We start from the raw sequence: 26467 nt of genomic DNA, 5'->3' as shown, positions 1-26467 counted from the left end.
GTCTGAAATGAACAAAAAAATCATCTTCGCTTGTACTAGTGGTATTGCGACTTCTGCGGTAGCAACTGAAAAAGTAGTTCAGTACTGCAAAACTCAGGGAATTAATGTTGAACCGATGCAGTCGAATATTGGCACCATTGGTAAACAGGATGGCATGGCTGATTTAATTATCGTGACATCAGCGGTTAAAACGGAACTGAAGACACCTGTTCTTAATGGTCTTCCTCTGCTGACTGGATTTGGCGAAGAAGAGTTACTTGAAAAAATCGTAGCCATCCTTAAACAATAAAGGTAAGCATGATGGATAAAGTATTTTCCGCCATCCAGTATATTCTGGGGCTTGGTCCGACGGTCATGTTGCCGATAATTATATTTATCATGGCAATGTGTCTTCAGACAGGTTTTAGCCGGGCAATACGCTCGGCGCTGACCATCGGTATGGGTTTCATCGGTATCTTTCTGGTCTTTGGCTTACTGGTCGACAGTCTGGGGCCAGCAGCCAAGGAAATGGTCAACCATACTGGAATCGATTTGCCGGTTGTAGACCTGGGCTGGACTCCGCTGGCAGCCATTGCATGGGCTTCTCAGATCGCGCCATTTGTTGTGCCGATGACTATCGGTATTAACGTGTTAATGCTAACCCTGAACTGGACTAAGACGGTTGATATTGATGTCTGGAACTTCTGGCATTTCTCGATGGTTGGGGCGATGGTTTACGGGGTAACCGGTAACTTCTTCTTTGGGTTGCTGATTGCAGGTGTCACCGCTGCGATCACGTTTGTGATGGCAGACTGGTGTGCCCCGATGATTCAGAAGTACTTCAATCTACCAGGTATTTCGCTGCCAACGCTATCGTCGGTTATTTTCTTCCCGATAGGTGTGTTGGGAAATATGGTGCTTGATAAAGTTCCCGGCATTAACAAACTGAATGCCGATCCAGATCAGATTCAGAAGCGTTTTGGTGTCTTTGGCGAACCGATGATGTTAGGAGTCATTCTGGGGGCGGGGATTGGTCTGCTGGCAGAATATGATCTCAAAGGCGTTCTTAACCTGGCGATGAGCCTTGGTGCGGTGATGCTGATTATGCCTCGCATGGTTAAGTTGCTGATGGAAGGTTTACTTCCATTGTCAGACGCGGTGCGTAGTTTCCTTAAAAAACGTTATCCTGACCGCCACGACTTATACATTGGACTGGACATCGCGGTTGCAGTGGGGCATCCGTCAGTATTGTCCACTGCACTCTTGCTGATCCCGGTTGCTGTATTGCTCTCGGTAGTTCTGCCGGGTAACCGCTTGCTGCCACTGGGTGACCTGGCGAATATCTGGGTACCAATTTCCATGGTAGTGCTGGCTTGTCGTGGCAATATTGTCAGAGCGTTTATCATTGGCATTCCATGCCTGGCAGTGAATCTGTATGTGGCTTCAGCTGCAGCGCCGATTCTGACGAAAATTGCCAAAGATATGAATTTCCCAGTAAAAACTGGCGGTGAAATTTCCAGCCTGCTGGATGGCGGTAATCCGTATCGTTTCTGGGCAGTCAAGATCTTTGAAGGAAATAGTATTGCCCTGGTGCTTATTCCTGTCATCTTCCTGCTGTGTCTGTGGCTATATCGTGTGACTAAAAAACAGCTGAAAGCAGAAGAGGCAGCAGAAAATGAAGTTACTTCGGCAGATATTCCAGTAGCAAAATAATCCTGTCTATTCAGAAGCAGAGAGATCTGCTTCTGAATTAAACAAACGTAGTCCCTTGCAAAAAGGGGAGAGTGATGTATACGATCGGAATCGATATTGGTACGACCAATTGTAAGGTGTGTTTGTTTACAATTCCTTCTCTGGAGTTAATTAATCAGTATAGTTTTGGAACGCCCAAAATTGAGGACGGAGAAAATACTGATTTTGATGTTCACCTCATCTGGGACGGGGTACTTCATGGTCTCAAAACGATAACGAATAATCTGGATAATGCTGAGCAAATCAGCGCAGTGGCGGTTGCCAGCGTGGGAGAATCTGGTGTCTTACTTGATAATAATGATAATGTCGTTGGCCCAGTTCTAACCTGGTATGACACGCGCCCCAAACAGCAGTTGGAAAATATTATTTCCGCAATGGATATTGAACATATCTATGAAATAACAGGTATTCCTGCTCATTCTAATTACAGCGTCAATAAAATTAAGTGGTTGCAGGAGAATAATAGTAATGCCCGTGAAGGCTGTAAATGGTTATGCCTTGCGGAATTCATTGCTTTCAAATTATCGGGCGTGAAACGCTCAGAATATTCTCTGGCATCACGGACGATGGCATTAAACATCGCTGAAATGGACTGGGATGAACAGCTCATACATGCGGCTGAACTTTCTCCATCTTTGTTCAGTCCGCTGGTCCAGGCCGGTGTTGCGATTGGTACCGTTACGTCTGATGTTTCTGAACGGACCGGATTGACAATGGATACCCGTGTCGCCATTGCAGGGCATGATCATATGTGCGGCTCCGTGGCTGTCGGTCTGACCCGTGAAGATCAAATCCTGAATTCCACTGGGACGACCGAAGGATTACTGGTAGTCACCGAAGCGGTCAATAACACCGGGCGTTTTTTCCGCGCCAGAGTGTCAAATGGCGTGCATGTGCTTCCGGGGCTTCATTCCCTGTATGCCTCACTGCCTTCTGCCGGGTATGCCATCGAATGGTTCAGAAACCTCTTTGAACTCGATATGCCTGGATTTCTGCGAATGGTGGATACCCTGCGTAACGAGCGAGACATGGCAGTGGCAAGTGCGCTTGACGGCATCTTCATTCCCCATCTGCGGGGTAGTGGCCCTCCGGACAGAAATACCTGGTCCCGTGCATTAATTTACGGTCTTGATGATAAGTCACGACCGGAGGATGTTCTGCGCTTTGTGTTCCAGGGATTGTGTTTCGAACTTCGCAATCTGCTGGATTTATACGAAACGCTGACAGGGAATAATTATCCGGTTGTGAATGTGATTGGCGCTGCCTGCAAAAACCCATACTGGTTACAGCTTAAGGCCAATATTCTTAACCGGGAAATCGTGGCATGTAATGTCAATGAGGCCGTGAGCAAAGGGGCCGCCATGCTGGCTGCGAAAGCTGTCGGTGTGGAAGTGGAGTGTCTGTCCGGAACAAGTGAAGAACAGACCCGACGCTACCTGCCGGAGAGTGATGCCGTGACCCACTATCAGGCAATTTACACTCAGGTCTACAAACCGCTTTATGAATCCAAGATGCGTACTGAGCGTCTCTGCAATGGAGTTAACTAATGAAAGCCAGCGTTTACTACAGTAAAAATGATATCCGATATGAAGATGTTGAGGAGCCAGAAATTGGCGACGGTGACATACTCATCAAAATGCATTCCTGTGGCCTGTGCGGTACTGACATTCATAAAGCGCAGCACCAGACGGTGACCGGCCCGATAATCCTCGGCCATGAAGTGTCGGGGGAAGTGGTGAAAGTTGGCAAGGATGTTACCCGCTACCGGGTTGGTGAGCGTGTGGTAACCGCTATTCATGTTCCCTGCTTTAACTGCCATTACTGCGACCGGGGGTTCTTCACCCTGTGCGATCAGTTCAAGCAAACAAATCTGGAACCCGGTGGGTTTAGTGAGTTTATTCGTATCCCGCGCCAGCATGTTGAACATCTGACGCACCGAATTATTGACAGTCTTGATTGGGACCGGGCGGCAATGATTGAGCCTGTCGCCTGCTGCTTACATGGACTGAAATCATCCAATATTCACCCAAAAGATACGGTACTGGTTCTGGGATCCGGAACCATTGGCCTGGTCAGCGCACAGCTGGCGGCGCTGAAAGGTGCCTCGACTGTGATTGTTTCCGACCTTTCCCGGTTCAAGCGTGAACTGGCGCTGAAGGTAGGGGTAACCCACGCAATCGACCCGGCAAACGAAGATGTTGAAACCCGCGTGGCAGAAATCACGCAGGGGAAAGGACCTGATGTGGTGATCATTGCCGCCGGGGTCTCGTCCCTGGTTTCTCAGGCAGTGAATGTTGTACGTCGCGGGGGAAGAATTGTTGTGTTCTCGCCATTTGATAAAAATCCGGTGGTGGAAATTGATGCAGGCAGACTGTTCCGGGATGAAATTTCAATCGTTGGCACCTACTCATTGACTCCTTATGACATGAAAGAAGCGATTGAGATTGTGGAAAAAGACAAAATCAATACGAAGGACATGATCACCCATACCTGGCCGCTGTCTCGGATGGCTGAAGCGATTGAATTTGCTTCCAATCCAGATAATGACGTACTGAAAGTCATCATTAAATCTGACGTATAAAGGTTGTGCCCCCGCTTTCTATGCGGGGGCCCTCTTGAGCATGGGAAGCGTTGCCGTACGAGCATCAGTATGTGGGGCTGAAACTGTGAAGTTGGTCATATAGTTTAATTTTTGAAAACGCTGTATTATCAAGAGTTGTTCATACTTGTATACAGATGATCCACACAGGAGAAGCATCACATGAGTACCATACTGCAAGACTCTGAAATTCCTTTATATATGCAAGTTTCTGAGTGGGTTCGCGGAAAAATTTATAAAGGCGAATTGAGTAAAGGAGACAGGATTCCCTCTGAAAATCAGATCATGGAAATCCTACAGGTCAGTCGTGGCACGGTAAAGAAAGGTGTCACCATGCTGGTAAATGAGGGTTTGCTGGTTCAGGTTCAGGGAAAGGGGACCTTTGTGAAAAAAGAGAATATCTCTTACTCACTGGGGGAAGGGTTGCTTTCTTTCGCAGAGTCGCTTGAAAGTCAGCACTTATCTTTTACAACCGAGGTGATTGACTCCTATATCGAGAAGGCCTCAAAAGGAGTGGCGGAAAAGTTGCAGATCGATCCCGGTACACCCATTTTTTTCCTTAAACGGATCCGTAGTGTGGATGGGGAAAGAGTCATGTTAATTGAAAACAGAATCAATATGGCGCTGTGTCCGGGAATAACCGAGGTTGATTTTAATAAGCATAACCTGTTTCAGACCGTCGAAACCATGACGGGAAGAACAATTGAATACTCTGAAAGTCGCTATGCCGCGAAAATTGTGGGTAGTGAACGGGGACACTATCTGGAAGTAAATGAAGAAGCACCGGTGCTTCATCTGGAACAGCTGGTTTTCCTCGATAATCATATGCCATTTGATTTTGGCAATGTCTGGCTGAAATCAGATAAATATTATTTGGGTACAGTACTTCAACGAAGAAAGAGGTAAATATCATGCCATTAGTAAACGGTAATATCCTGCTCGATCGTATCCGTGAAAAACGTGTCCTGGCGGGTGCCTTCAACACCACTAACCTGGAAACCACTATCTCGATTCTGGACGCGATTGAGCGTTCAGGATTGCCTAACTTTATTCAGATAGCACCGACAAACGCAAAACTGTCGGGTTATGACTATATCTATGAAATCGTGCGTAAACGCGCTGCGACCATGGATGTGCCGGTCAGTCTCCATCTTGATCATGGTAAAGAGCTGGATGATGTTAAGCGAGCTGTTCGTGCAGGCTTCACCTCAGTGATGATTGACGGTGCAGAGTTGCCGTATGAAGAAAATATTGCGTTTACTAAAGAAGCTGTAGATTTCTGTAAATCGTTTGGCGTACCTGTAGAAGCGGAACTTGGCGCGATTCTGGGTAAAGAAGATGACCACGTCAGTGAGGCTGACTGTAAGACGGATGTCAATCAGGTGCGTCGTTTTGTGGAAGAGACTGGATGTAGCATGCTGGCAGTTTCCGTCGGCAACGTTCACGGCCTTGAAGATATTCCGCGCATTGATATCCCTTTATTACAAGAGATCGCTAAAGTATGTCCGTGTCCGCTGGTTATCCATGGAGGGTCCGGGATCGATGAAGCTATCATCCGTAGTTTTGTGAACTATAATGTCGTGAAACTTAATATTGCCAGCGACCTGCGTAAGGCATTTATTACTACCGTCGGACAGGCATGGACTAAAAATAACAATGAAGCAAACCTGGCAAAAGTAATGTCGGGAGCGAAAGATGCGGTGGAAGCTGACGTCTATAGTAAAATTCTGATGATGAACAAGGCCTCCTGATTTATATTTTACTTTTATTCATTATTCAGAGTTGGATATAAAAATGATTCGAGAAAATATTCGTGTTGTAAATAGCACAGGCCTGCACGCACGTCCTGCAGCCACGTTTATTAAAACGCTAAAAAAATATGAGTCTTCTGTTACGCTTATCAATAATGGCAAAGAGACTGCTATTAAAGGCCTGATGAGTGTATTGGGAGCCGGAGTTAAAGGAAACTCCAGTATAGAGATAATCTGCGAAGGACCTGACGAACAGGTTCTGATGGATGAAATTAAAGGGTTATTTGCCAGCGGCTTTGGCGAGAAAGAAGAATAATCCATTTTATTCCCGGTAAGTTATATATCCTGGACTGGTCTTTATTTATCCCTGAAAGGGAGGTAATCCTGTGGCTCAAAAATGGTTACAACGAATCTTACTTGTCAATGATGACGGTATTGACGCGCCGGGAATTAAATTGCTTGAGGATGTGGCACAACAGCTTGCCGATGAAGTCTGGGTCGTGGCACCTGCAACTGATAAAAGCGGCGTGGCTAACTCTGTTAGCCTCAGAGAACCGGTTCGAGTGGAACAGCGGGAGGAGCGCCGATATGCCGTGCATGGTACTCCGGCTGATTGTGTCACGATGGCTGTTCAGCATTTAATGAAGGAGCAACTTCCGCAACTGATACTGTCAGGCATTAACAATGGTTCCAATATCGGTTTTGAAACCGTGCTTTCTGGAACTGTGGGAGCGGCCATCACTGGCCTCTTGCTTGGCGTTCCGTCGGTCGCCCTGAGTCAGGACAAGCGACCTGAAGATCCGGTGAACTGGCGAACCGCAGAAACATTTTGCCTGCCCGTCCTGGACACGTTAATCAGTCGAGGATTACCAACTGATTGCTGCCTTAGCATTAATTTTCCTGACTTGCCTGCGGACAAGATTAAGGGAATTAAAGCCACGCGTCAGGGGATTGGCAAAGTGAAAGGATTACAGGTTATTCCCACAACAGACCCACACGGAGAAGATTATTACTGGATCCGTGTGGAGCATGGGATCGCCGAGTTTCCTGAGCATAGCGAGGCAGGGGCGGTTTCAGAGGGATATATCTCTGTCACGCCTTTAATGTTTGAGAGAACGGCCACGGAAAGCTGGCATCAGCTTTCCGTGGATCTGAGTGCGTCGCCCTTGTGAGGGCGACATTTTTTCACATTCGAGTTTTCAACCCTGATGCCGAAGAGTGAGGTTACGATGAAGGCACTGAATTTGTATGGTGTACAGGATGTCCGCTATGAAGATGTGCAGAAGCCTGAAATTGAAAATGCAAATGATGTTCTGATTAAAGTACATACGGCGGGTATATGTGGGTCGGATATATCGCGCTTTGGTAAAATTGGATCATATAACCCCGGTCTGACCTGGGGGCACGAGTTTTCCGGCACCGTAGAGAGTACGGGGAGTGGGGTCACCTCGGTAAGTAAAGGCGATCGCGTCACGGCTTGTAACTGCTTCCCCTGTTTTCATTGTGACTACTGTAAACAGGGAAATTATGCCCGATGTACGCATATGAAGGTGCTGGGAGGCCAGGTCAACGGTGCTTTTGCTGAATACATTCGGATGCCAGCTGAGAATGTCCTCAAGTTACCCGACTCTATGGACTTTGCGACAGCAAGCTTTATTGAGCCATCCAGCGTGGTTGTGCATGGCATGCGGCAAGTTGATATCAAGCCTGGTAGCAGTGTGGCCATTGTTGGGTGCGGTACTATTGGCTTACTTGCCGTTCAATGGGCAAAAATCTGCGGAGCGGGGGACGTATTTGCCTTTGATACCGACGAAGATAAACTCGCAGTAGCGACGAAAACAGGGGCAACGGCAACCTTCTGCGTCAAAGATGAAAACTATTTATCCCGGTTCCATGAAATCACCTATGACAAAGGTGTCGATATCGTTTTTGAATCATCTGGTAATGCTGCAGGGATCGGCTCATCCCTGCTTCTGGCGGCGAAAGGCGGCGCGGTGGTTCTCATGGGTATCCCGTACGGTGATGTCGCTTTACCCCGGTTGAATTTTGAAAAAATTGTGCGTAATGAATTGAACGTCATTGGTTCCTGGAACTCGATTTCTGCACCGTTTCCTGGAAAAGAATGGCAGACATCCATCCATTATCTCAGTTCTGGAAAGATTGATGTCTCTCCACTGATAACCCGGCAGGTTCGAATGGAAGATGTTCCGTCGCTTTTGCCAGATCTTTATAACCGAAAAGCGTTTTTCGTTAAGGTTCTGATCAACGTCGAAGCGTTGCCCTGAGGAATGTATGGAAGATTGTGTTTCTTATCATCACTCTTGTTTTACCTGGGAGTATCATGAAATCGTTGCATGAACTTCTTATTCTGAATCATTTTTATTACTGCTTTCTTCTGGCTATTAAACTTAACAAATTCAATCTTCCCTCTGTGAATAGTATCAATCAGAAAGTATTTATAAAACAGTGGCTTTGTTCTGCGCAGAAAAAAAGACTATTTGACAAATTGGTCTATGAAGAAATTCAGTGGTTACTTGAAATCCTTTCGGATAAGGCAACAACCCTTCAACAATTCGAGTTTAATATTGAGCTGATTTACCATCGCTCTTTCGAAATGATTAAAGAAAAGGAAGTTATGGTGCCCCCTGTTAGTTGTATTAGTGCTAACCGAACGGACTCGCCATTTTTACCTTCATAAAATTGATAAGTCTATGCACTTTCTCTGGTAACAAGCTACTTTCGGCCACTGTTCATACATACTGAAGGCATCATGCCATTCCAGGGACGCTTCAACTACTTCATATTAGAGAATGTCCTTATAAATAAGATATTGGATCTGAGCCCTCAGTATTGAGGGCCCACATTTTCTTATGCTACTGTAGATTCTTATCTTTCAAAAATTGACTCACCAAATCAGCAATCTGCACATTATTTAAATCAGAGAACGGGAAGTGGGTATTCCCTTTGATTCCCACTTCAGGCAGATGCGTCACAATCACATCCCCGCCATGCTTGTTCACCACATCACGCCACTCGCGAGCCATCGCCAGACGTACGCGCCAGCTGTCCTGCGCGGGCATGGCGACAGGTTGATCAGGTATGTTATCGCCGTAGATAATCAGAATCGGGATTTTGGTCAGTGCCATAAACTGCTCCATCGGCACAGGCTCACCCTTCAGCGTGTCAAACGCGCTTGGCATAGGGGCTGGGAGTTCTTTTTCAGGGAAGACAAAGCTGCTGCCAGGCTCGAAGGCGATAATGGCTTTGACCTTGTTGTTTTTCATCGCCGTGTACCAGCCTGGTCCGCCGCCCTGAGAGTGGGTGAAGAGGATTGCCGGGCCGGATTTATCCACGACGGCGGACATCGCATCAGAGATAACATTGATATCAAACGGCCCGGTATTTGGGGTCATCTGACGGAAATACTGATTCAGTGTTTCTTGGTCGTGAGAGAACTGAACGCCCTTAAAATACTCTGGCCACACGCCAACGCGGAACTGGTTGAACCACATCTGTTCATCCGGTTTAGGCGTAACAGTACCTTCTACAGTCGTGCGTCCGGCGCTGCCCCGACGCGGCTGATCGACAAGATAAGTTGAGAACCCGCGACGCAGGAAGATGTTCTGGAACCCTTCGCGACCATCCGGGGTACTTTCCCAGGTACGGGAGAACTGACCTGCGCCGTGCAGCATGACGATAGGGTATTTATGCGGATTCTCCGGGATTTGGTAGAACACTGAGGCATGATCGCCATGCCAGGTTTGGCCAGCTGAATCCAGCGGCTTTTTCGCATCAAATGTTCCTGGTGCGGTGATGATAGTGCCACCAGCAGAAAAGCTTCCCTGTTCCTGAATGACCAGCGGCTCGGCATAGACCGACTGAGCCACCAGGCCACCCGCCATTACGCAGATGGCCAGCGTTTTTAAGATTGTCTTCAAGATTACATCCTCTGTTATGTTTGCCGTTCAATCATATCTGAGTAGTCAGCGTTAATTATTTAGCACCCCTGATTGCCCTTATTGGGCAGACTCATGAATGCGGACGATTAACTGCGTATTGTCTCTAACCAACTTGTTACCGTTTCAGTGGTTCTTCGCTCCTGGTCGCATTCAATAACCAGCGGTTTTTCCCGACGCGCAGTTGGGGCGAGACTGGCAAGGATGTCGTCGCTGTCTCCTTTACCGTAGCCACCGTGAGTAATAAAGGGGATGAGTAATTTGCCCGCAAGGTTGTGGCTGCTGAGAAATGCTTGCACGACAGGCGGCACGCTGGTCCCCCAGATCGGAAAGCCTAAATACACGGTCTCGTAGCGTGAGATATCTGCGACGCTATTTTTCAATGCGGGTTTTACTCCCCGCTCTCGCTCATTTTTCGCCTGTTCAACGGTCTGAAAATAGTCTTCCGGATAAGGCGTAGCCGGTTCGATTTCAAACAGATCGGTATTCAGGCTGCGGTGAATGACGCCCGCAATCACCCGTGTATTTCCGCTGCGGGAAAAGTACGCCACCAGAACACGGCTTTTACCCTGCTCGTTTGCGGTTCCGGTCGCAGCTGAGGCAAAAGAAACGTTCGCCAGCGTCAGCCCGGCAAGTGCGGTGATTAACATTCTGCGGTTGGGATCATGCTCCATAATCCACTCCTAATTGTTTGCGAGCGCCTGCTGCAGCGCCTTTTCAGCTCGCGTTGCTGCATCACTTTCGCCATGTTCACGCAGAACCTGTGCCAGCTGGCGCAGCTGCGCTGCCGTCAGGCCGACCCGCATGCTTGCTCGCGTATGCGACAGCAGTTGTGATTCGACGCCCGGCGTGGCCGCTAATGCGCCAACCGTTGCCAGCTCGCGGCTTTGCCAGTCGAGGTTATCACGGGCGAAAATGTCGCCGAAAAGGTGCGTTTGCAGGAACTGGTTAATCACCGGGGCAAAATCAAACAGCGGGCCCTGGACGGGAGCGCCTGAGATTTTTGTCTGGTTTGCGGTACCGACACGGCGAAGCTCATCCCCGACTGGGATCGGCGCAACCGGCTCTTTACCCTCAATGTCCTTGATACCACGTTGTTGACGTGCTTCGACGACCGTCATCAGTTCATTAAGCGCATTCAGGCTACGGGGGAAGCCCGTATAGGCATAAAGCTGGACGAGAATCTCTTTGGTTTCGTTTATCGTGAGCCCTGCGTCAAGACCCTGATTCAGGGCTGCATTCAGCTTATCCATCTGGCTGCTGGCCATCGATGCCGCAATCAACGGGATGGCCTGTTGGCTGGCTGACAGCGTATCTGAAACCGTTTGTTCGTGGTTCATTTCTGAGGCTCCTTTATTGACGGACGCAGCATGTGCCGCGAGACCAAAACCAAAGGTCAGCAGTACCGCTGCCGCTAATGTTTTAATGGGCGTGGTATTGTTCATCTGTCACTTTCTCCATCCAGTTAACGCTTTTGCCATCCACAATCCCAGTTATCGCCAGATGCGTCATCGCGCTGCCGGGGGCCGCCCCGTGCCAGTGTTTGACGCCCGCCGGGCAAGAGACAACGTCACCAGCGCGGATAACCTGCACCGGCTGGCCTTCTTGCTGGGTGAGCCCAACACCCGAGGTCACAATCAGCCGCTGACCTGCCGGATGCGTATGCCAGGCGGAACGAGCGCCGGGTTCAAACGTGACATAAGCCCCGGAAACAGGGATGTCGTTATCCGGTTTGAAGAGAGGATCAACCCTGACAAGACCGGTAAAGTTCTCGGCTGGCCCGAACACCGCATTCTGACTTCCTGCGGGGGCGATATGGACAGCGGGATTTTGTTCCGCTGCCCAGGATGAAAATGTGAAGAAGGGCAGTAACAGCCCGAGGTAACGTAAATGTCCGATCATGCAAAGCGTCCTTATCAATGAAGAGGGGATTGCCTGCGATGATTTTATCGGGAGGGTAATGACGTCAGGCTGACGCCCCCCTGACAATTCTGTCAGCTAACCCGGGTCCCGGCTCAGTACCGGATTGAGCATTGTCTGCCGCTTTATCCGCTTGTAGCGCAAAGGTGAGGCCAAAAGTATTGATGCCTCCTTCACTACGGGCAAAGACATCTCCCCGGTGCATAATGGCGACGGCACGCACGATCGACAGGCCCAGCCCATGATGGGTATCACTCCTGGCCCGGGAGGTGTCAACGCGATAGAACCGCTCGAAAAGCCGGTGTAAGTGCTCTGGTGCTATTGGATCGCCCGGGTTTGACACTTCAACACAGGCCTGATGACCGGTTTCGCTTAACCGCACCGTAACCGTACTGTTGGAGGGGGAGTGTTTTGCGCTGTTTTCCAGTAAATTGGCCAGTGAACGGTGGAACAGTCGTCGGTCGATGTCCGCGGTGACGTCGCCCTGAACATCGAGAGAGAGCTGTTTTTCAGCAAAAGAGGGTTCCACATACTCCGCTGTTTTTAGGGTTTCTTCGCGCAGGGACACATGCGTAAGCTGGGAAGCATGTTCACCCGCATGGGCATGGGACAGGAACAGCATGTCGTTAACGATAGACGTCATGCGTTCAAGTTCTTCCAGATTGGAACCCAGTAACTCTTCCAGTTCATCCTGCGAGCGTCGGCGCGAAAGCCCCAGCTGCGTCTGGCCGATCAGGTTAGTCAGCGGAGTCCGGAGTTCATGCGCAACATCGGCATTAAAGCTTTCGAGCTGCCGCCAGGCGACCTCCTGCCGTTCCAGCACGCCATTAAAAGATGATGCTAACTGCTGTAATTCGTCAGGTAATGCTTCGGTATTCAGGCGCTGACCATGGTCCCCAGGAGCGAGTTGCCGAGCCTGTTTACTGAGCGCCCCAACGGGACGAAGACCGATCCTTGACACGACGTATCCCAGTAAGGCGACAATCACGACGCCCAGTGCGGTAATGATCAGCAATGTCCGCGTGAACGCATCGAGTGTGCCCATATACGGCGTGGAGTCGATGGCAACCACATAGCGCAGCTCAGGCCGCTCACCGTTGGCGGGGATCGTTTTCACTAACAGAAACAGCGAGCATGCACCTTCTGATGCGCCGGGCACTTTATTAAAGCCTTCCCGCAAAGAAGACCACTGAACACCTACCGGTGGTGTTCCCCCCATGCTAAAGCGTGGGTTATCGCTCACTATCCAGTAGCGAACGCGTTCGCCTTCAGAATTGGTTAATACGGTAAATTTATTGGCAAGCAGTGACCAGCCGTCAGCAGAGGTTTGTGCGGTGATCCACGGACTCATTAATGATTCGCGGAACAGCAGCTCGTTGTGCATCTGCTTTTGCAAAGAGTCATGCAAGGAGCTTCTGAGCAGGATGCCGATAACGGAAACAATCAGTAGCGCGGATAAGGCAAACATCAGCGCCAGGTGAACGGAGATGGAACGCTTAAGCATGCTTATCCCCTTCATTTATTCGGACCGGACTTCGAGGACATACCCCATGCCACGAACGGTATGTAACAGCTTGATATCGAACGGCGCATCCACTTTGGCCCGAAGTCGTTTAATGGCCACTTCAACCACGTTGGCATCGCTGTCGAAATTCATGTCCCATATCTGCTCCGCAATCATCATTTTTGACAGAATCTCTCCCTGATGCCGGGCCAAAAGGCTCAACAGGGAAAACTCTTTCGCGGTCAGCTCCAGCCGTGTTCCGGCGCGAAATACGCGACGAGCCAGCAGGTCGAGATGCAGATCGTGAATTTGCAGCTGGGTGATGTCTGCGCCATCCGTAGCGCGGCGGCGCACCAGTGCCTGAATACGCGCCACCAGCTCAATCAGCGAGAAGGGCTTGGGCAGATAATCATCCGCGCCAAGGCGAAGCCCTTTAACGCGTTCATCGACCGAACCCCGAGCCGAGAGCATCAGCACCGGCGTCTGTTTGGCTGCTCGCACACCCTCAAGTACCCGGTAACCATCCATCCCCGGCAGCATTACATCCAGTATTATCGCGTCGTAGTCGAACTCCAGCGCGTAATGCAGTCCTTCCGCGCCATCTGCAGAGACATCTACCGTAAACCCGGACTCACCCAGCGCACGGGAGAGATAGGTTGACGTTTTTTCTTCATCTTCGACTAACAACAGGCGCATAACGGGACTTCCTCTTAACTTTTCATTGGTGCTTCAACATCGGAATAAACCTGCACGGCATCCGGCAGACGTTGCCCCTGGATAGTGATCGCATCCAGTGAGCGGGTGAGCTCGGTCATCTCAGCGGAAGTCAGCGATACGCCGGTAGCCGCTGTGTTTTGCAGCATATGGTCTTTATTGGTGGTGCCAGGGATGGGGACAATCCAGGGTTTACGCGCAAGGAGCCATGCCAGAGCAATCTGTCCCGGTGCCGCATTTTTTCGTATTGCCCAGGATTTCAGTAGTTCAACCAGCTGTAAGTTGTGTGGCAAGTTTTCAGGCGAGAAACGCGTTTCTGTCGCGCGGAAATCACCGGTAGCGAACCGGGTACTCTCATCAATCCAGCCCGTTAAAAATTGCACGCCGAGTGGGCTCCATGGCACGAACCCAATGCCCAGTTCTTCACACACCGGAAATACCTGCTTTTCAGGGCCACGCCAGAGCATGGAGTATTCACTTTGTACGGCGGTAACGGGTAATGCTGCATGAGCGCGTCTCAACGTGTTGATGCCCATTTCAGACAGACCCCAGTGCAGGACTTTCCCTTGATCCATTAAATCTTTCACCACACCGGCGACATCTTCGATCGGGATCTGTGGATCAACCCGGTGTTGATACAGTAAGTCAATACGATCGGTACGCAGGCGTTTGAGCATATTGTCGACGACCTGTCGGATATGCTCAGGTCTGCTGTTAAGGCCCGGCAGACGCTTACCCGTCTGTTGGTCAATGTTCCAGCCAAACTTGGTGGCGATAACGATTTTGTCCCTGAACGGGGCGACGCCTTCCCCGAGAATTTTTTCGACTTCAAACGGGCCGTAGGCTTCAGCAGCGTCAAAGAATGTTACCCCTTCATCAAATGCCCGGTGGATAACATTGATCATCTCGGGACGCCAGGGAACGGAGGTGTCGTATTTACGACTCATGTTCTGCACGCCCAGACCGACGGCAGAAACTTCCAGCTTCCCGAGTTTACGCTTGCCCGGAGCAGCATTGCGTTGGCTGGGTTGTCTGGATGAATCGACCTGAGAGGATTGGCTCGCCGCTGATACGTGCGGAATCAGCGAGGCGGCGGCAATACCGGCCCCGGCGACTAATAGCTTGCGCCGCTCTGGCATTGTTGGGGCATTCTGTCTTTTCATTGATCGCTCCGTTTCTCAGAAAATTGAACATGAATCTCATTTAAGCGAGACCATTCTGCCTTTGGATTGCCAACATAAAGCTGACGGCTACCTGACAGCGCTGTCAGAAATGCTTTCCCATCCCAGCCTGTTTCCTGACAAAAATGTTATTTCCCTGTCACGATGCTGACAGCCCTCTCCGCCTAATCTGAGCCTGCAAATTTGATTCTGCGGGCCTGTATAACCAGGCCGACACTCATCGGGAGAGACCATGAAATTCACGCTTATCAGTGCAATGCTACTCACGGCAATGGCCGGAGTGACCTCAGTCAATGCGGCTGATTACAAAAAAAATCCATTCACACTCGTCTATGACGGTGCCATAACTGAGAACGTCACAGGCAAGGTCAACATTCATCCCGTGAAATACGATCTGCATGGCATCCAGATTGCTGCGAATGTCTATACCCCTGCTAACTACGATCCCGCCAAAAAATACCCTGCTGTAGTGGTGGCACATCCTAATGGCGGCGTAAAAGAACAGGTCGCCGGGTTGTATGCTCAGCGTCTTGCCGAGCAGGGATACATCACGATTACCGCCGATGCGGCGTATCAGGGCGCTAGCGGTGGGATGCCGCGCAGCGTGGATAAACCTGCTAATCGTATCGAGGACATTCACGGCATGGCTGACTACATCAGTCAGTATCCTGGTGTAGATACCGCCCGCCTTGGTCTGCTGGGTATTTGCGGAGGCGGCGGGTATTCACTTGTTGCGGCTGAAACTGACAAGCGGTTCAAATCGATAGCAACCATCAGCATGTTTAATTCAGGCCTTGTGCGCCGCAACGGTATGCAGGATTCACAGCTGGATACTATCCAGCAGCGTCTTCAGCAGGCTTCTGACGCACGTGCTCAGGAAGCAGCCGGAGGAGAGGAGCTCTACTCCGGCGATGCCAACCTGACTGATGAACAGATTGCTAAATTACCTTTTGCCTTGTATCGCCAGGGCTACGAGTACTACTGGAAAACCCACGCGCACCCGAATTCCACGTTTAAATACACCACCAGCAGTCTTCTGGATTTGATGAGCTTTGACGTAACGGACCATATCAATCTCATCAATAAACCGCTGCTGATGATTGCCGGTACAAAAGCGGATACGCTCTATATGACTGAAGACGCGTTCGCGAAAGCCACTGGTACGAAGGACAAAGAACTCTTCCTGATCGATGGCGCTACCCATATCGAGACGTATTGGGTGCCCAAATACGTTGACCAGGCAATGCAAAAGTTAGACGTCTTCTTCAATAAGAATATTTAGTTAGCCTCCGATGATGCCCCAGCCGCGCAGGCTGGGGTATGTCCATCAGCTGTAGCCATTTTCCGCTTGCGTGTTCACGCGATAGACCCAGATTAACGAAGTTGCGGTTAAAGATAATTACGCTGCTTAAATAGGCGCTATGAATAGAATTCATAGACCTAATCTGGAACCGGGAATGAAAACGATGAGACTGATGTGACAGGATGGATCTGGATAGAGTGAATCATTCACTTCAAATTACTTTCAGGCGGAGAAGCAAATGAGTTCGCAAGAGCCAACATTTAGTGAGGTAGTAAAAAACAGATACTCGGCAAGAGCCTTTCTTCCAACTCCTATCCCCAGAGAGATCCTCAAAGACATTTTGCTCGAAGCGCAATGCGCACCATCCAACTGCAATACTCAACCCTGGTCCCTGCATATTGTTGCAGGAGATAAACTTCGTGAATTAAGCCACGCACTGACGGAAGATCTGAGGGCGGGGAACTACAGTCTTGATTTTACCTTTGATAAAGAAGCTTATCCCGAGCCATTCAGGCAACGGGCTTCGGAGCAGGGGCGCTCGTACTATCAGGCACTGGGCGTTGCGCGGGGGGATAACTTAAGTCGCTCAGAAGTGGTCGAGCGTAATGTGAGATTTTTCGGCGCGCCTCATGTTGCTCTGCTGTTCATTCCTGCTGTAGGGGACAACGTTCGCGTAGCCTCGGACGCCGGTATGTATGCCCAGACATTCCTGCTTTCTCTGGCAGCTCGAGGTTACGCAGGCGTTCCACAGGCAGTGCTGAGTTATTTTGCCCAAACGGTGCGTCGAATATTAAATGTTCCTGAGAGTTTCAGGCTGCTTTACGGTATTTCTTTTGGGATCCCAGATAAAACGCATCCCTTCCTGAGTTACAGGGAAGGGCGGGTATCTCTGGACGAAAGTGTCGTCTGGCATCAATAACTACGTTTTATTTTTTTATCTGAACGGTCAGTGCCATCAGGGCGCTGGCTGCTGTAAACAACGCAATTATCCAGCCCATCGTCCATGGTGTGCCATCACTGAACAGGGCAAGAAGAAGTGAAGAGATGATGCCGCTGCCGTATTGTAACGCGCCCATTAGCGCCGATGCGGAACCAGCCACATTAGGCACTGCGTCCAGAGCGCAAGCCGTGGATGTCGCCGCGATGATGCCATTCATAGAGAAGAACACGAACACAGCGCCGACAATCACGATAATTCCACCCATACCCAGACCGGTGGTGACTGCCAGCACTATTGCCGCAATAGCGGCGATGAATACGGCATTCCTGAGCAACGCTTCCAGTGGATAGCGGTGAACCAAACGTCTGTTGACCATGCTCACCGCCATCAGTCCAACAATGTTTACTGCAAACAGCCAACCGTAATGCTGCGGGTCAACGCCGAAGTATGTGATGTACACAAATGGGGAACCGGTGATAAAGGCGTAGGCTGCAACGTAGTAGAACGTCAGGCACAAAGTAAATCGCATGTATCTGGCGTTGGTGAGCAAGGCATAGTAGTTGTGAAATGCTCTGGTTACGGAGGCGTGCGAGCGTTTTTCAGCAGGTAATGTCTCCGGCAACCAGAATAAAGACATCAGCATTAATGTCCCGATAATCGCCAGCAGCCAGAAAATGGCATGCCACGAGGTGACTTTAATCATCTGCCCGCCGATCAGGGGCCCGGCAATCGGCGCGATGGCCATGATGATCATCAGAGTCGAAAGCATTTGTGCTGCACGAGTGCGGCTAAACAGGTCACGGATCATTGCTCGAGCCAGCATCGGCCCGGTACAGGCACCTAACGCCTGAAAAACTCGCCAGAAGACAATTTGTACAATATCTGTTGATAACGCGCAGCCCACCGAGCCGATGATAAATAGACCTAAACCGATAAACAGCGGTAGACGGCGTCCATAACGATCGCTAATTGGTCCCCAAATCAGTTGTGCAATGCAAAAACCGATAAGGAACCCTGTGATTGTCAGCTCTGCGTCACCCTGTAAATCTTTTGCCATGACCGGCATAGCCGGAAGATAGATGTCGGTTGATAACGAAGTAACAGCCATTAACGCGCTGAGAATGAGTAGAAACGAGAGACCGGTTTTTTTAGCTGTAGCTGACTGTGTTTTTGCCTGTTGATTAAGCATGGTGATCCGTTGGACATGAAGAGATAAGGGTATGTTAACGGGTTTGTGCTTGTTGATAATCACAGGCAGGAGGATTGGGACTATGAGTGATATTCATTAATCGAAAAGATTATTGCAGGTTTTTTGGGGCCAGCGATAAGCAGTATTCTCATAGTGTTACCGAACTGCAATGCCAGTAGAAATGGGTGGCAATAACTACGTTGTCGGAAAACTCTTGGCAAAAGCAACTGGCGAGGCCATTTGCAATGCCGTATCTCGTAACTCAGCATAACGCTTATCGAAATCTGCTGGCTTATTTCTCTCTATCCGATGGACTTTTATTTCCTTTAACTCCCCGTCCGGTTCGACTTCACGCCATGCAGCCGCCAGCAATGACATTACTTCCTGAATTTCATCCGATGCAGAAGAGTCATATCGGGGATGACTGCAAACACCCAAATTGAATAGCATCATCATCCGACATGTTGAAATACTTTCAGCCTCCCACAACCAGCGAAGAAGCGCAGGTTGCGATGGTTTACCCGCTTCAATACGCCTCTTTGAATATTCGCCAATTCTGCAATAGGCTTCAGCGTGAAAACGTAGCAACTGGGCATTACTTTGTTGTTCGTTGTCGCAGGAGTGGCAATTCGCATACTGTAGAGTAAACCCCAGCGCAGCCAGTCGTGGGTAATGATCAGTCGCCTGCTGCAACACTCTACGAATAAGCATGACATTGTTACCATCAGAGTTCGTCTTTAACGCTTCATTTTCAGCACAATTGTTCATCAATTTCTCTTTCAATAATGGAAATAAGGGGCGTGTGTAAAAGGGGACGTTGTGGCCGAAAAAGTCGTTTTCTGCTTTTGACGCGGGTTACTGCGGTTAGGAACATTCCACGTTCGGGCATGCCATGAAATCGGCTGATACCATAAAGGTTTCATCATGCAGAAAATGCGATACCTGCCCGTTCGGGGCAAGAACCAGTACTACCGGACTCTTGCAGTAGAAGCAGTACAGTTTCCAGAATGAGGGATAGCGAAAATCTTCTGCATTGACCAAATTCCCCCATTCATCGATCGCGAATTTAGTCGGTTGTTGTTTCATACAGATACCTCAAAATTTTGCCTGCATCCCCTGCCCAAACAAATCACCGCACCACTGGCCTTCTGGTAAAACTCTGCTGATGTGTTGCTGGAGACCTTCACAGGCCTGTTGAAACTTGCAGGTATCGGCAGAACTTGCCCGTCGGCAGTAGAGCAGTGAGGCTTTACTTAACTGCTCAAGAGCTCTCAAACGCCAGCCACGCCGCTCGGCATCACTGCAACATCCAGCCAGGCTATCCCGGCAGATCCTTAGCCGGGTGATGTGTAAACGGTATTCCGCCACTTTTACCGCGATCGTGTTCTCTGGCTGTTTCATTTTTGATGTCCCTTGTTTGACAGATATGAGAAATACCCGACAGGAGAGCTGCCGGGTATAAATGGAGTTGTGGAATTGTTGATTCACTACAGGTCGGAACGTCAGGGTTCCAGCGGCAGGTCCAGTCATGTCCGCGAGGACATTATTTGTCGCCGTAATAACGGGGTTTGTACAGGATGCAGAGCCAGTTGCGTAGCCGTAGGATCAGGGGCCTGGCTTACGTGGACGCCCTGCCGCTGATCGTGGAGAAACGTCATTACAGCCGTATGCACACAAACCTTCTTTTTGTTCTTCCTTAGCCAGATAGCTCAGAACATGACGGATATTGTTAATGCTTTCCGGATCGTTATACCGAACAGGTATATTGATATTTCTAGAATACTGCGGCCGATATTCACATCGGTGCGATACGCCGTCCCGGTGCGTTATTTCCTCCCAAAGTGTATTTGCTGTAAGGGCAAAGGGATAAGAGTGCTGTGTTTTTTGTCTGTCCAGCCAGAATACGACATGCGCATGGTATCTATGTCGTTCAGTCCATTCGACAACCCAGAAATAGCCCACCACACCTTTCTCTTTTGTCATTTTCTCCATTAGTTCACGCAAATCATGTTCAAGTGTTTGGTGATTTAAGTGTGAATGCCTGGCACTTTTCTTTTTGTAGAAAAAATCCATACGTAATGCCAAAAGGCATGAGTATCTGTTTATCATTTCATCGATGTGTGCATTGAGAACTGAAGCCAGGAACCAGTCTTCATTAAAATTTCTATCTGAATTTTTTAGCATGATTATTCCACTGCTGATGATGAGAGAGGCCAGTGCAAGCACTAAGTTAATGATGTTTCATGCAAGACTTTTCTTTAAGGCAATGCTGAGCTGATACTTAAATTAATTATTGCTTTAAAGGCGAGGCTGGTTGTTCCAATAGTATTTGCGAGGGTGTTTAAAAGAGACATTGACAGTAAGCGGTGAATATAAGAACAAATGAGAGTGAGTATAATTATATTAAAAAACCTATATTAAATTACGTAACCTTCCTGTGTAAAACACCAACACTAAAGGTTCTAACCTCGAGATGCTTGTATTCTATCCAGCATCCATTTTTCCACTTCGCTTTTTAGCCAGCGTGAACTGCGACCCAGTTTAATTGGTGCAGGGAACGCATTCTCTGAAATTAATCGGTAGAACCATTTGTCTGTCATGTTTGTATAGGCGGTGATGAACGTCATATCAACGAGCTGATCATTCAGTAAAGATGTGGTTGTCTGGGTGCTGGATGATATCGGATGAGTTTTGTTTGTCATGGAAATGCTCCCGCAATGTAGTGTGAGTTCGGGAGGCGATGTGTGGTACCCAGTGGTACCTTGGATATTCACCTCACACCATGGTACTCAACAGTAAAAAAATACAGTTAATATCTTTTATGCTCAGTATGTGCCCTTTGTTAGGGTTGTACTTAAGAGAGTCCTATCGAGCCGCCTGCAAGCAAATTTTAGACTGTGTAAAGCTATGTTGATTTTCCAGAAGTACCTCTCAAGGTTGAGATTCACAGCTCTGCGCGTTTAGCGCATAGCAAGCTATGTCATAGCACTAACGAGGCTTTCACCACCATGATCGATTTTTTCGCACATGCTAAAAAAACGAAATTTACAAATGAGAATGACAATCACTATCAGATTTGTTGGTGTTAGACACCTTTAATTTTTAAATTCCAGGTTGGTATTCAAAAGGGAGTGTTTCTTTCTTACCTGACGCCCATAGCAATATATTATCTTTGATTTTGATTACATCCGTACTAAAGAAAGAGTTGTAAAACCCCAATAATTCAGAATAAGAATCCAAATCCAACTCAAGCATCATGAAGATAATCATTACGGACCTGTACAAATGACCATTTTTATCAAACTTACTTGATAAAAATGAATAAACTTCGGGGGTGCCATTTCTTGCCATGTTAAAAATAACATGAATTGCTATTAACTCTAACGTAAAGGATTCATTTTTGTATTTTTTAGCGAGTTTTAACATCGAATCATTCACGCCAACGACATTCAGTCTTTTTAGTTCATTTAATAAGAGGCCAAATAATGGAGGGACATCGCCAGGGCTAAGATACGGTAGATTATTACTATATTGGTGAGGGTGTACAGATGTCTCAATTGTTAATTGGAGTAATTTTAATGCCACAACCCGTTCATCCTCTAACTCAATCAAAGATTTGTACAGGCTGAGTGGTTTTTTTACGTTAGTAGTCCCCCTGGAATTGCGGTTTTTTGCGAGTTGATTAATTACTTTGTTTTTTAAAGTAATAGGTGTGATAATGTTTTGTTGGTGTGAGGAATCTCCTATCTTACTTGGGGAAGGAAGTTTATAAAGTTGCAATTTTAAATTTCCCTCGCCGCCACCAAGATAATTTATTGCATAAAGCTTGCTGTTTTTACAAAAATTAATCCAGGAGTAGATACTATACAGTTCCGTTACTTCATTTAATGAAACAGGAATATCCGGCCCGATTCTTATACGGCGTACATAGCTTTCTGTGTTTCTCCAAGCCGGTGTTTTTCGTATTAATACAAGCTTCTCTCTGGCCTGTCTTATTAATCCAGCATTTTCAATTGAAGATATCTTTCTGACATATCCCCTCCTGCTATTGAATGCGCAATAGTAAATGCGCCCCTTCTTTAATCGTTTTATTTTACGAGGGATATATTTATTAATCCGATAAACAAGGTCTTTTTCCTTGCGCTCACTCAGTTCGCAGAAGCGCAAATAATGTTTTTTACAGAGCCTTTTACGTTTTGCTTCAGGTAATGGGGACACTAAACGATTGCAGTTTTTTCGTACACATTTAGCCATTTCATATTCCCTCATTCCAGAAAAATTTAAACCTATATTACTCCTTTGAACAGACGGTTAACCATTTTCCGGCGCTATTTTTTCACAGGAGTAAATCATGCCTCAAATCCCCGACCCGCAGGATACAAGCAATGTTCTGCGCACCTGTCTTAATCTCTTACCCCCGCATTCTGCTGAACGTATTCTTTCCCGCCTCCAGGAGGCGATTCGCTATGAACCCATGATAGGCATCATGGGCAAAAGTGGTGCGGGCAAGAGTTCATTATGCAACGCGCTTTTTCAGCAACCCGTCTGTCTGACCAGTGATTTGCTGGGCTGCACCCGGGAACCCCAGCGTCTGTTACTCACCGTTGGTGAGCGCAGCATGACACTGGTGGATTTGCCTGGGGTGGGCGAGACACCGGAATACGACGAGGAGTATCTGGCGCTCTATAAGGCGATGCTGGTAGAGCTGGATTTGATTATCTGGGTACTGCGTGCCGATGACCGTGCTCGGGCAACGGATATCACGGCATACAGGGCACTGATGGAAGCCGGTGCCGACCCTTCACGTTTCCTGTTTGTACTGACTCAGGCCGACCGCATTCCACCCCTCAGGGATGGTGAGCCCTGGCAGGCATCACCTTCTTCTGAGCAAAGTCTTTCACTGGCTTCAGTCAGTGCGCAGGTTGCCGGTCAGTTGCCGTCCTCTTTCCCGGTCATGGCTGTCTCTGCACATACCGGCTATAACCTGCCCGCCCTGGTGGAGTTGATGGTGCATGCCTTGCCCGTACAGGCCAGCAGTGCCGTGTATTGCCAGCTGAAACCAGAGCATCAGACCCCGGACACTGACGCCGCTGTACGGCAGCAGTTTGGTGAGGCAGCGGGTAAGGCTTTTGACACGGTGATTAATCCTGACCACCTGCCTTCTGTCTGGACTGCTCTGTTAAGGAGTCTCCGACAAAAATTAGTGCAACTTGCCACGACATTATGGGACCGAGTATTTGGCTGAAATCTGCCGCTTTACCCCTCAATTACCACATTCAAAAAACAGTACATTGATCTGTAAAAACGATCGATAATAGAATATCGATCGTTTTTATCTATTAAAATATCGATGTATAAGCCCCCTATTGATCGCTTTTACCTATCAAAGCAAAGGGATATTTCTTTCTCAAAAGTGTTCATGAGCACGACGAACAGGGACGTTGACGTGATGGTCCGGATACAAAGATGCATCAGGTTCTGTGTACCGCGTCCTCCGTTGCCGCTTCTGATTCATTAATAAGGTGACATATGAAAATTCAGACCGTGATTGCACTTGTTTTGTCAGCCATTTCGGTTTCTGCTCAGGCGGGTAACTGGGCTGTGAAAAACGGCTGGTGCCAGACGCTGACCGATAATGGTCAGGCACTGGTGATGCTGAAAAACAACACCATTGGCATCTTTGGTCAGTTGCAGGGCTGCCCCAATGGCCCGCAGGAGCTGATGGGGAGTCGCATCAGTGTAAACGGCAATCTGGTACCCACATCTCAGTTGTGCAACCAGCAAACAGGATTTAAGGCTGTTGAGGTTGAAGGTGGGCAGGCACCTGCAGCCGCCAGAAAGGCAATTGCTTCGATTGCAGGTCAGGAAACATCGACCCTTCAGGTCTTTGGTGCGCAACTGACATTCACCCGTGGGGACATGATGACGGTCTGCCCGAAATACGTATCTGCCCTTGCTGCCAGTACCGGGAGTCGAGCGCCGGAGATTAACAAAGGCTCAGTCATGAAAGCGGCCAAAGAAGCGTACACGAAAGAGTATGACCGTGACACGGCTGAGGCCGCTGATTTTGGCAGCTACAAAGTGGAGGGAAATACTGTGGTTTATGAGGTCTACAATGCCGGATATCGTACCTACGATAAGGTGGTGGTGACCGTTGGTGCTGATGGTAAGGCCACCGGTGCCAGGGTTGAATACATGGGGCAATAACGTCTTATCCGCCACGCCATTTTTAATGTTAAAGGCCATGTTCCTTCGGGAGCGTGGCCTTTTCTTTTTATACCGATAAACACACAAAGGAGTGAATTATGCGATTAGCATCCCGCTTTGGTGCGGTGAACCTTGTTCGCCGTGACCGTCCCTTAACCCGTGATGAACTTGCTCACTATGTTCCCAGCGTGTTCAGTGAGGAAAAGCATGAATCGCGCAGCGAGCGCTATACCTGCATCCCGACCATCACTCTGCTGGATAACCTGCAGCGCGAAGGTTTTCAGCCGTTCTTTGCCTGCCAGACCCGTGTGCGTAACCCCGACAAGCGGGAACACACCAAACATATGCTACGTCTGCGCCGCGAAGGGCAGATTACCGGTAAACAGGTGCCGGAAATTATCCTGCTTAACAGCCATGACGGTTCTAGTTCATACCAGATGCTGCCGGGACTGTTCCGATCGGTCTGTCAGAACGGACTGATTTGCGGCGAGAGCTTTGGAGAGGTGCGAGTGCCCCATAAGGGCAACGTGGTGGAAAAGGTTATTGAAGGGGCTTACGAGGTGCTTGGGGTGTTTGACAGGGTGGAGGAAAAACGCGACGCCATGCAGTCACTAATGCTTCCGCCACCAGCACAACAGGTACTGGCAAAAGCTGCACTGACATATCGCTTTGGCGAGGAGCATCAGCCCGTGACGGAATCACAGCTATTAGCCCCTCGTCGCTGGCAGGATGAGTCCGGAGATCTCTGGACAACTTATCAGCGTATTCAGGAGAACCTAATCAAAGGTGGTTTGAACGGTCGCAATGCAAAAGGAGGACGCACACATACACGTGCAATTAAAGGTATTGATGGTGATGTGAAGCTGAATCGAGCGCTGTGGGTGATGGCAGAAAATATGCTGCAACTCGCCTCATGAACGATATCTCTGTGTTTGTTTATAGCCCTGTAGCTGGTTGTTACGGGGCTTTTACTTTTAAGGAGCCACCATGTCCGAGCTGAATTTACCTTCGGTCTTCCCGATGAATGAGCAACGTACCATCCGTCGTGCCCTGCGATTACTGGAGAAATATCAGCGGCAGCCCAGTGAGTCGTTCCTTGCCGCTAGTTTCGCAAAAAAATGGTTACAGCTCTATTTGGCAAAGCAGGAGCGCGAAGTCTTTGTTGTTATCTATCTCGATAATCAACATCGTCTGCTGGAGCATGAAACGCTCTTCCTCGGCACGATTAACCATACCGAAATCCATCCTCGCGAAATTGTGAAATCTGCACTGCGTCATAATGCAGCTGCGGTAATCGTCTCTCATAACCACCCATCTGGCATTACCGATGCCAGTAAAGCTGACAGAGCTATTACGTCCAGGATTATAGAGGCTCTGGGGCTGGTCGATGTCCGGCTATTGGATCATTTCATCATTGGTGATGGTGAAGCGTTGTCGTTTGCTGAGCATGGATGGCTATAAGAAGAGGAAGG

The 26467-nt window shown here is 48.8% G+C and carries 30 protein-coding genes; 16 read left to right on the top strand and 14 right to left on the bottom strand.

Going from position 1 to position 26467, the window contains the following annotated elements:
* Positions 1–7 precede the first annotated feature (7 nt).
* The 10 genes from CMQ96_RS20235 (at position 8) to CMQ96_RS20190 (ending at position 8779) form a co-directional block, all read left to right on the top strand.
* Complete coding sequence (locus tag CMQ96_RS20235) at positions 8–289, top strand: PTS sugar transporter subunit IIB (protein ID WP_098067254.1); 282 nt, start codon at positions 8–10, stop codon at positions 287–289.
* Positions 290–300: 11 nt separating this feature from the next.
* Entirely contained in the window at positions 301–1692 is a 1392-nt protein-coding gene (locus CMQ96_RS20230; protein ID WP_141522399.1) for a PTS galactitol transporter subunit IIC, read from the top strand.
* A 74-nt stretch (positions 1693–1766) separates the two neighbouring features.
* Positions 1767–3278, top strand: coding sequence for an L-fuculokinase (locus tag CMQ96_RS20225; protein ID WP_098067252.1), 1512 nt, complete (start codon positions 1767–1769; stop codon positions 3276–3278).
* Positions 3278–4312: a zinc-dependent dehydrogenase gene (locus CMQ96_RS20220; protein WP_098067251.1), complete on the top strand. Its 1035-nt coding sequence runs from the start codon at positions 3278–3280 to the stop codon at positions 4310–4312. The genes CMQ96_RS20225 and CMQ96_RS20220 overlap by 1 nt, the downstream gene beginning before the upstream one ends.
* Before the next feature lie 180 nt (positions 4313–4492).
* A complete protein-coding gene (locus CMQ96_RS20215) occupies positions 4493–5236 on the top strand; it encodes a GntR family transcriptional regulator (protein WP_064372022.1) in 744 nt (247 codons plus the stop codon).
* 5 nt (positions 5237–5241) lie between these two features.
* Entirely contained in the window at positions 5242–6081 is an 840-nt protein-coding gene (locus tag CMQ96_RS20210; RefSeq protein ID WP_098067250.1) for a class II aldolase, read from the top strand.
* A 43-nt stretch (positions 6082–6124) separates the two neighbouring features.
* Positions 6125–6397 (top strand): HPr family phosphocarrier protein, encoded by a 273-nt coding sequence (locus CMQ96_RS20205; RefSeq protein WP_098067249.1) that lies wholly within the window; start codon positions 6125–6127, stop codon positions 6395–6397.
* A 70-nt stretch (positions 6398–6467) separates the two neighbouring features.
* Positions 6468–7253 (top strand): 5'/3'-nucleotidase SurE, encoded by a 786-nt coding sequence (gene surE / locus CMQ96_RS20200; RefSeq protein ID WP_098067248.1) that lies wholly within the window; start codon positions 6468–6470, stop codon positions 7251–7253.
* A gap of 57 nt (positions 7254–7310) precedes the next feature.
* Positions 7311–8366, top strand: coding sequence for a galactitol-1-phosphate 5-dehydrogenase (locus CMQ96_RS20195; protein ID WP_098067263.1), 1056 nt, complete (start codon positions 7311–7313; stop codon positions 8364–8366).
* 56 nt (positions 8367–8422) lie between these two features.
* Positions 8423–8779, top strand: a complete 357-nt coding sequence (locus tag CMQ96_RS20190; protein ID WP_141522398.1) for a hypothetical protein — start codon at positions 8423–8425, stop codon at positions 8777–8779.
* A gap of 175 nt (positions 8780–8954) precedes the next feature.
* Here the strand turns inward: CMQ96_RS20190 and CMQ96_RS20185 are convergent, their stop codons facing one another.
* The 7 genes from CMQ96_RS20185 to CMQ96_RS20155 all read right to left on the bottom strand — a co-directional run bounded on the left by CMQ96_RS20185 (position 8955) and on the right by CMQ96_RS20155 (position 15338).
* On the bottom strand, positions 8955–10019 hold the full coding sequence (locus CMQ96_RS20185; RefSeq protein ID WP_098067246.1) for an alpha/beta fold hydrolase: 1065 nt from the start codon (positions 10017–10019) through the stop codon (positions 8955–8957).
* Positions 10020–10126: 107 nt separating this feature from the next.
* Positions 10127–10711 carry a flavodoxin gene (locus CMQ96_RS20180; RefSeq protein WP_098067245.1) on the bottom strand — a complete coding sequence of 195 codons (585 nt, stop codon included), beginning with the start codon at positions 10709–10711 and terminating at the stop codon, positions 10127–10129.
* A gap of 9 nt (positions 10712–10720) precedes the next feature.
* On the bottom strand, positions 10721–11482 hold the full coding sequence (locus tag CMQ96_RS20175) for a carboxymuconolactone decarboxylase family protein (RefSeq protein ID WP_098067244.1): 762 nt from the start codon (positions 11480–11482) through the stop codon (positions 10721–10723).
* Complete coding sequence (locus CMQ96_RS20170; RefSeq protein ID WP_098067243.1) at positions 11460–11939, bottom strand: cupin domain-containing protein; 480 nt, start codon at positions 11937–11939, stop codon at positions 11460–11462. The genes CMQ96_RS20175 and CMQ96_RS20170 overlap by 23 nt, the downstream gene beginning before the upstream one ends.
* Before the next feature lie 64 nt (positions 11940–12003).
* Entirely contained in the window at positions 12004–13461 is a 1458-nt protein-coding gene (locus CMQ96_RS20165) for a heavy metal sensor histidine kinase (RefSeq protein ID WP_098067262.1), read from the bottom strand.
* Between the two features lie 15 nt (positions 13462–13476).
* On the bottom strand, positions 13477–14157 hold the full coding sequence (locus tag CMQ96_RS20160; protein ID WP_021571249.1) for a heavy metal response regulator transcription factor: 681 nt from the start codon (positions 14155–14157) through the stop codon (positions 13477–13479).
* Positions 14158–14171: 14 nt separating this feature from the next.
* Positions 14172–15338, bottom strand: a complete 1167-nt coding sequence (locus tag CMQ96_RS20155) for an aldo/keto reductase (protein WP_176518996.1) — start codon at positions 15336–15338, stop codon at positions 14172–14174.
* A gap of 274 nt (positions 15339–15612) precedes the next feature.
* Between CMQ96_RS20155 and CMQ96_RS20150 the strand changes: the two genes are divergently transcribed.
* Together CMQ96_RS20150 and CMQ96_RS20145 are read left to right on the top strand one after the other, a co-directional pair.
* On the top strand, positions 15613–16638 hold the full coding sequence (locus CMQ96_RS20150) for an alpha/beta hydrolase (protein ID WP_223226932.1): 1026 nt from the start codon (positions 15613–15615) through the stop codon (positions 16636–16638).
* A gap of 259 nt (positions 16639–16897) precedes the next feature.
* A complete protein-coding gene (locus CMQ96_RS20145) occupies positions 16898–17578 on the top strand; it encodes a nitroreductase (protein ID WP_098067240.1) in 681 nt (226 codons plus the stop codon).
* Positions 17579–17585: 7 nt separating this feature from the next.
* On the opposite strand, the gene CMQ96_RS20140 is transcribed toward CMQ96_RS20145, so the two are convergent.
* From CMQ96_RS20140 to CMQ96_RS28420, 7 genes are all read right to left on the bottom strand, one after another.
* The gene (locus tag CMQ96_RS20140; RefSeq protein WP_098067239.1) at positions 17586–18788 is read right to left on the bottom strand and encodes a multidrug effflux MFS transporter; all 1203 of its coding nucleotides are present in this window, start codon (positions 18786–18788) and stop codon (positions 17586–17588) included.
* A 195-nt stretch (positions 18789–18983) separates the two neighbouring features.
* A complete protein-coding gene (locus CMQ96_RS20135) occupies positions 18984–19556 on the bottom strand; it encodes a hypothetical protein (RefSeq protein WP_098067238.1) in 573 nt (190 codons plus the stop codon).
* Positions 19557–19652: 96 nt separating this feature from the next.
* A complete protein-coding gene (locus tag CMQ96_RS20130; protein ID WP_176518995.1) occupies positions 19653–19874 on the bottom strand; it encodes a hypothetical protein in 222 nt (73 codons plus the stop codon).
* 9 nt (positions 19875–19883) lie between these two features.
* Positions 19884–20189, bottom strand: a complete 306-nt coding sequence (locus tag CMQ96_RS20125; protein WP_098067236.1) for a hypothetical protein — start codon at positions 20187–20189, stop codon at positions 19884–19886.
* Between the two features lie 204 nt (positions 20190–20393).
* Positions 20394–20972, bottom strand: coding sequence for an inovirus-type Gp2 protein (locus tag CMQ96_RS20120; RefSeq protein ID WP_098067235.1), 579 nt, complete (start codon positions 20970–20972; stop codon positions 20394–20396).
* A gap of 278 nt (positions 20973–21250) precedes the next feature.
* Entirely contained in the window at positions 21251–21490 is a 240-nt protein-coding gene (locus tag CMQ96_RS20115) for an AlpA family transcriptional regulator (RefSeq protein ID WP_004129359.1), read from the bottom strand.
* A 400-nt stretch (positions 21491–21890) separates the two neighbouring features.
* Positions 21891–23042 (bottom strand): hypothetical protein, encoded by a 1152-nt coding sequence (locus CMQ96_RS28420; protein WP_141522397.1) that lies wholly within the window; start codon positions 23040–23042, stop codon positions 21891–21893.
* A gap of 97 nt (positions 23043–23139) precedes the next feature.
* Between CMQ96_RS28420 and CMQ96_RS20105 the strand changes: the two genes are divergently transcribed.
* From CMQ96_RS20105 to radC, 4 genes are all read left to right on the top strand, one after another.
* Positions 23140–24033: a GTPase family protein gene (locus CMQ96_RS20105; RefSeq protein ID WP_098067233.1), complete on the top strand. Its 894-nt coding sequence runs from the start codon at positions 23140–23142 to the stop codon at positions 24031–24033.
* Positions 24034–24317: 284 nt separating this feature from the next.
* Positions 24318–24995: a hypothetical protein gene (locus tag CMQ96_RS20100; RefSeq protein ID WP_098067232.1), complete on the top strand. Its 678-nt coding sequence runs from the start codon at positions 24318–24320 to the stop codon at positions 24993–24995.
* Positions 24996–25090: 95 nt separating this feature from the next.
* Positions 25091–25912 carry a DUF932 domain-containing protein gene (locus CMQ96_RS20095; RefSeq protein WP_176519000.1) on the top strand — a complete coding sequence of 274 codons (822 nt, stop codon included), beginning with the start codon at positions 25091–25093 and terminating at the stop codon, positions 25910–25912.
* Between the two features lie 70 nt (positions 25913–25982).
* Positions 25983–26456 carry a DNA repair protein RadC gene (gene radC / locus CMQ96_RS20090; RefSeq protein ID WP_098067230.1) on the top strand — a complete coding sequence of 158 codons (474 nt, stop codon included), beginning with the start codon at positions 25983–25985 and terminating at the stop codon, positions 26454–26456.
* Positions 26457–26467 lie beyond the last annotated feature (11 nt).

It is taken from the genome of Klebsiella sp. MBT K-1 (genome assembly GCF_002556465.1).
Classification (GTDB): domain Bacteria; phylum Pseudomonadota; class Gammaproteobacteria; order Enterobacterales; family Enterobacteriaceae; genus Klebsiella; species Klebsiella grimontii.
The sequence above is the reverse complement of the archived record's forward strand: the minus strand, read 5'-3'. Positions and strand labels throughout refer to the sequence as shown.

Excerpts from the sequence above, each read along its gene's own strand:
- CMQ96_RS20180 (WP_098067245.1), bottom strand. The coding sequence starts at position 10,711 with ATGGAGCATGATCCCAACCGCAGAATGTTAATCACCGCACTTGCCGGG.
- CMQ96_RS20155 (WP_176518996.1), bottom strand. The coding sequence starts at position 15,338 with ATGAAAAGACAGAATGCCCCAACAATGCCAGAGCGGCGCAAGCTATTA.
- CMQ96_RS20145 (WP_098067240.1), top strand. The coding sequence starts at position 16,898 with ATGAGTTCGCAAGAGCCAACATTTAGTGAGGTAGTAAAAAACAGATAC.
- CMQ96_RS20225 (WP_098067252.1), top strand. The coding sequence starts at position 1,767 with ATGTATACGATCGGAATCGATATTGGTACGACCAATTGTAAGGTGTGT.
- CMQ96_RS20175 (WP_098067244.1), bottom strand. The coding sequence starts at position 11,482 with ATGAACAATACCACGCCCATTAAAACATTAGCGGCAGCGGTACTGCTG.
- CMQ96_RS20190 (WP_141522398.1), top strand. The coding sequence starts at position 8,423 with ATGAAATCGTTGCATGAACTTCTTATTCTGAATCATTTTTATTACTGC.
- CMQ96_RS20150 (WP_223226932.1), top strand. The coding sequence starts at position 15,613 with ATGCTACTCACGGCAATGGCCGGAGTGACCTCAGTCAATGCGGCTGAT.
- CMQ96_RS20195 (WP_098067263.1), top strand. The coding sequence starts at position 7,311 with ATGAAGGCACTGAATTTGTATGGTGTACAGGATGTCCGCTATGAAGAT.
- CMQ96_RS20165 (WP_098067262.1), bottom strand. The coding sequence starts at position 13,461 with ATGCTTAAGCGTTCCATCTCCGTTCACCTGGCGCTGATGTTTGCCTTA.
- CMQ96_RS20120 (WP_098067235.1), bottom strand. The coding sequence starts at position 20,972 with ATGCTAAAAAATTCAGATAGAAATTTTAATGAAGACTGGTTCCTGGCT.
- CMQ96_RS20210 (WP_098067250.1), top strand. The coding sequence starts at position 5,242 with ATGCCATTAGTAAACGGTAATATCCTGCTCGATCGTATCCGTGAAAAA.
- CMQ96_RS20130 (WP_176518995.1), bottom strand. The coding sequence starts at position 19,874 with ATGAAACAACAACCGACTAAATTCGCGATCGATGAATGGGGGAATTTG.
- CMQ96_RS28420 (WP_141522397.1), bottom strand. The coding sequence starts at position 23,042 with ATGGCTAAATGTGTACGAAAAAACTGCAATCGTTTAGTGTCCCCATTA.
- CMQ96_RS20125 (WP_098067236.1), bottom strand. The coding sequence starts at position 20,189 with ATGAAACAGCCAGAGAACACGATCGCGGTAAAAGTGGCGGAATACCGT.
- CMQ96_RS20160 (WP_021571249.1), bottom strand. The coding sequence starts at position 14,157 with ATGCGCCTGTTGTTAGTCGAAGATGAAGAAAAAACGTCAACCTATCTC.
- CMQ96_RS20105 (WP_098067233.1), top strand. The coding sequence starts at position 23,140 with ATGCCTCAAATCCCCGACCCGCAGGATACAAGCAATGTTCTGCGCACC.
- CMQ96_RS20100 (WP_098067232.1), top strand. The coding sequence starts at position 24,318 with ATGAAAATTCAGACCGTGATTGCACTTGTTTTGTCAGCCATTTCGGTT.
- CMQ96_RS20170 (WP_098067243.1), bottom strand. The coding sequence starts at position 11,939 with ATGATCGGACATTTACGTTACCTCGGGCTGTTACTGCCCTTCTTCACA.
- CMQ96_RS20135 (WP_098067238.1), bottom strand. The coding sequence starts at position 19,556 with ATGAACAATTGTGCTGAAAATGAAGCGTTAAAGACGAACTCTGATGGT.
- CMQ96_RS20115 (WP_004129359.1), bottom strand. The coding sequence starts at position 21,490 with ATGACAAACAAAACTCATCCGATATCATCCAGCACCCAGACAACCACA.
- CMQ96_RS20230 (WP_141522399.1), top strand. The coding sequence starts at position 301 with ATGGATAAAGTATTTTCCGCCATCCAGTATATTCTGGGGCTTGGTCCG.
- CMQ96_RS20215 (WP_064372022.1), top strand. The coding sequence starts at position 4,493 with ATGAGTACCATACTGCAAGACTCTGAAATTCCTTTATATATGCAAGTT.
- CMQ96_RS20220 (WP_098067251.1), top strand. The coding sequence starts at position 3,278 with ATGAAAGCCAGCGTTTACTACAGTAAAAATGATATCCGATATGAAGAT.
- CMQ96_RS20205 (WP_098067249.1), top strand. The coding sequence starts at position 6,125 with ATGATTCGAGAAAATATTCGTGTTGTAAATAGCACAGGCCTGCACGCA.
- CMQ96_RS20235 (WP_098067254.1), top strand. The coding sequence starts at position 8 with ATGAACAAAAAAATCATCTTCGCTTGTACTAGTGGTATTGCGACTTCT.
- radC (WP_098067230.1), top strand. The coding sequence starts at position 25,983 with ATGTCCGAGCTGAATTTACCTTCGGTCTTCCCGATGAATGAGCAACGT.
- CMQ96_RS20140 (WP_098067239.1), bottom strand. The coding sequence starts at position 18,788 with ATGCTTAATCAACAGGCAAAAACACAGTCAGCTACAGCTAAAAAAACC.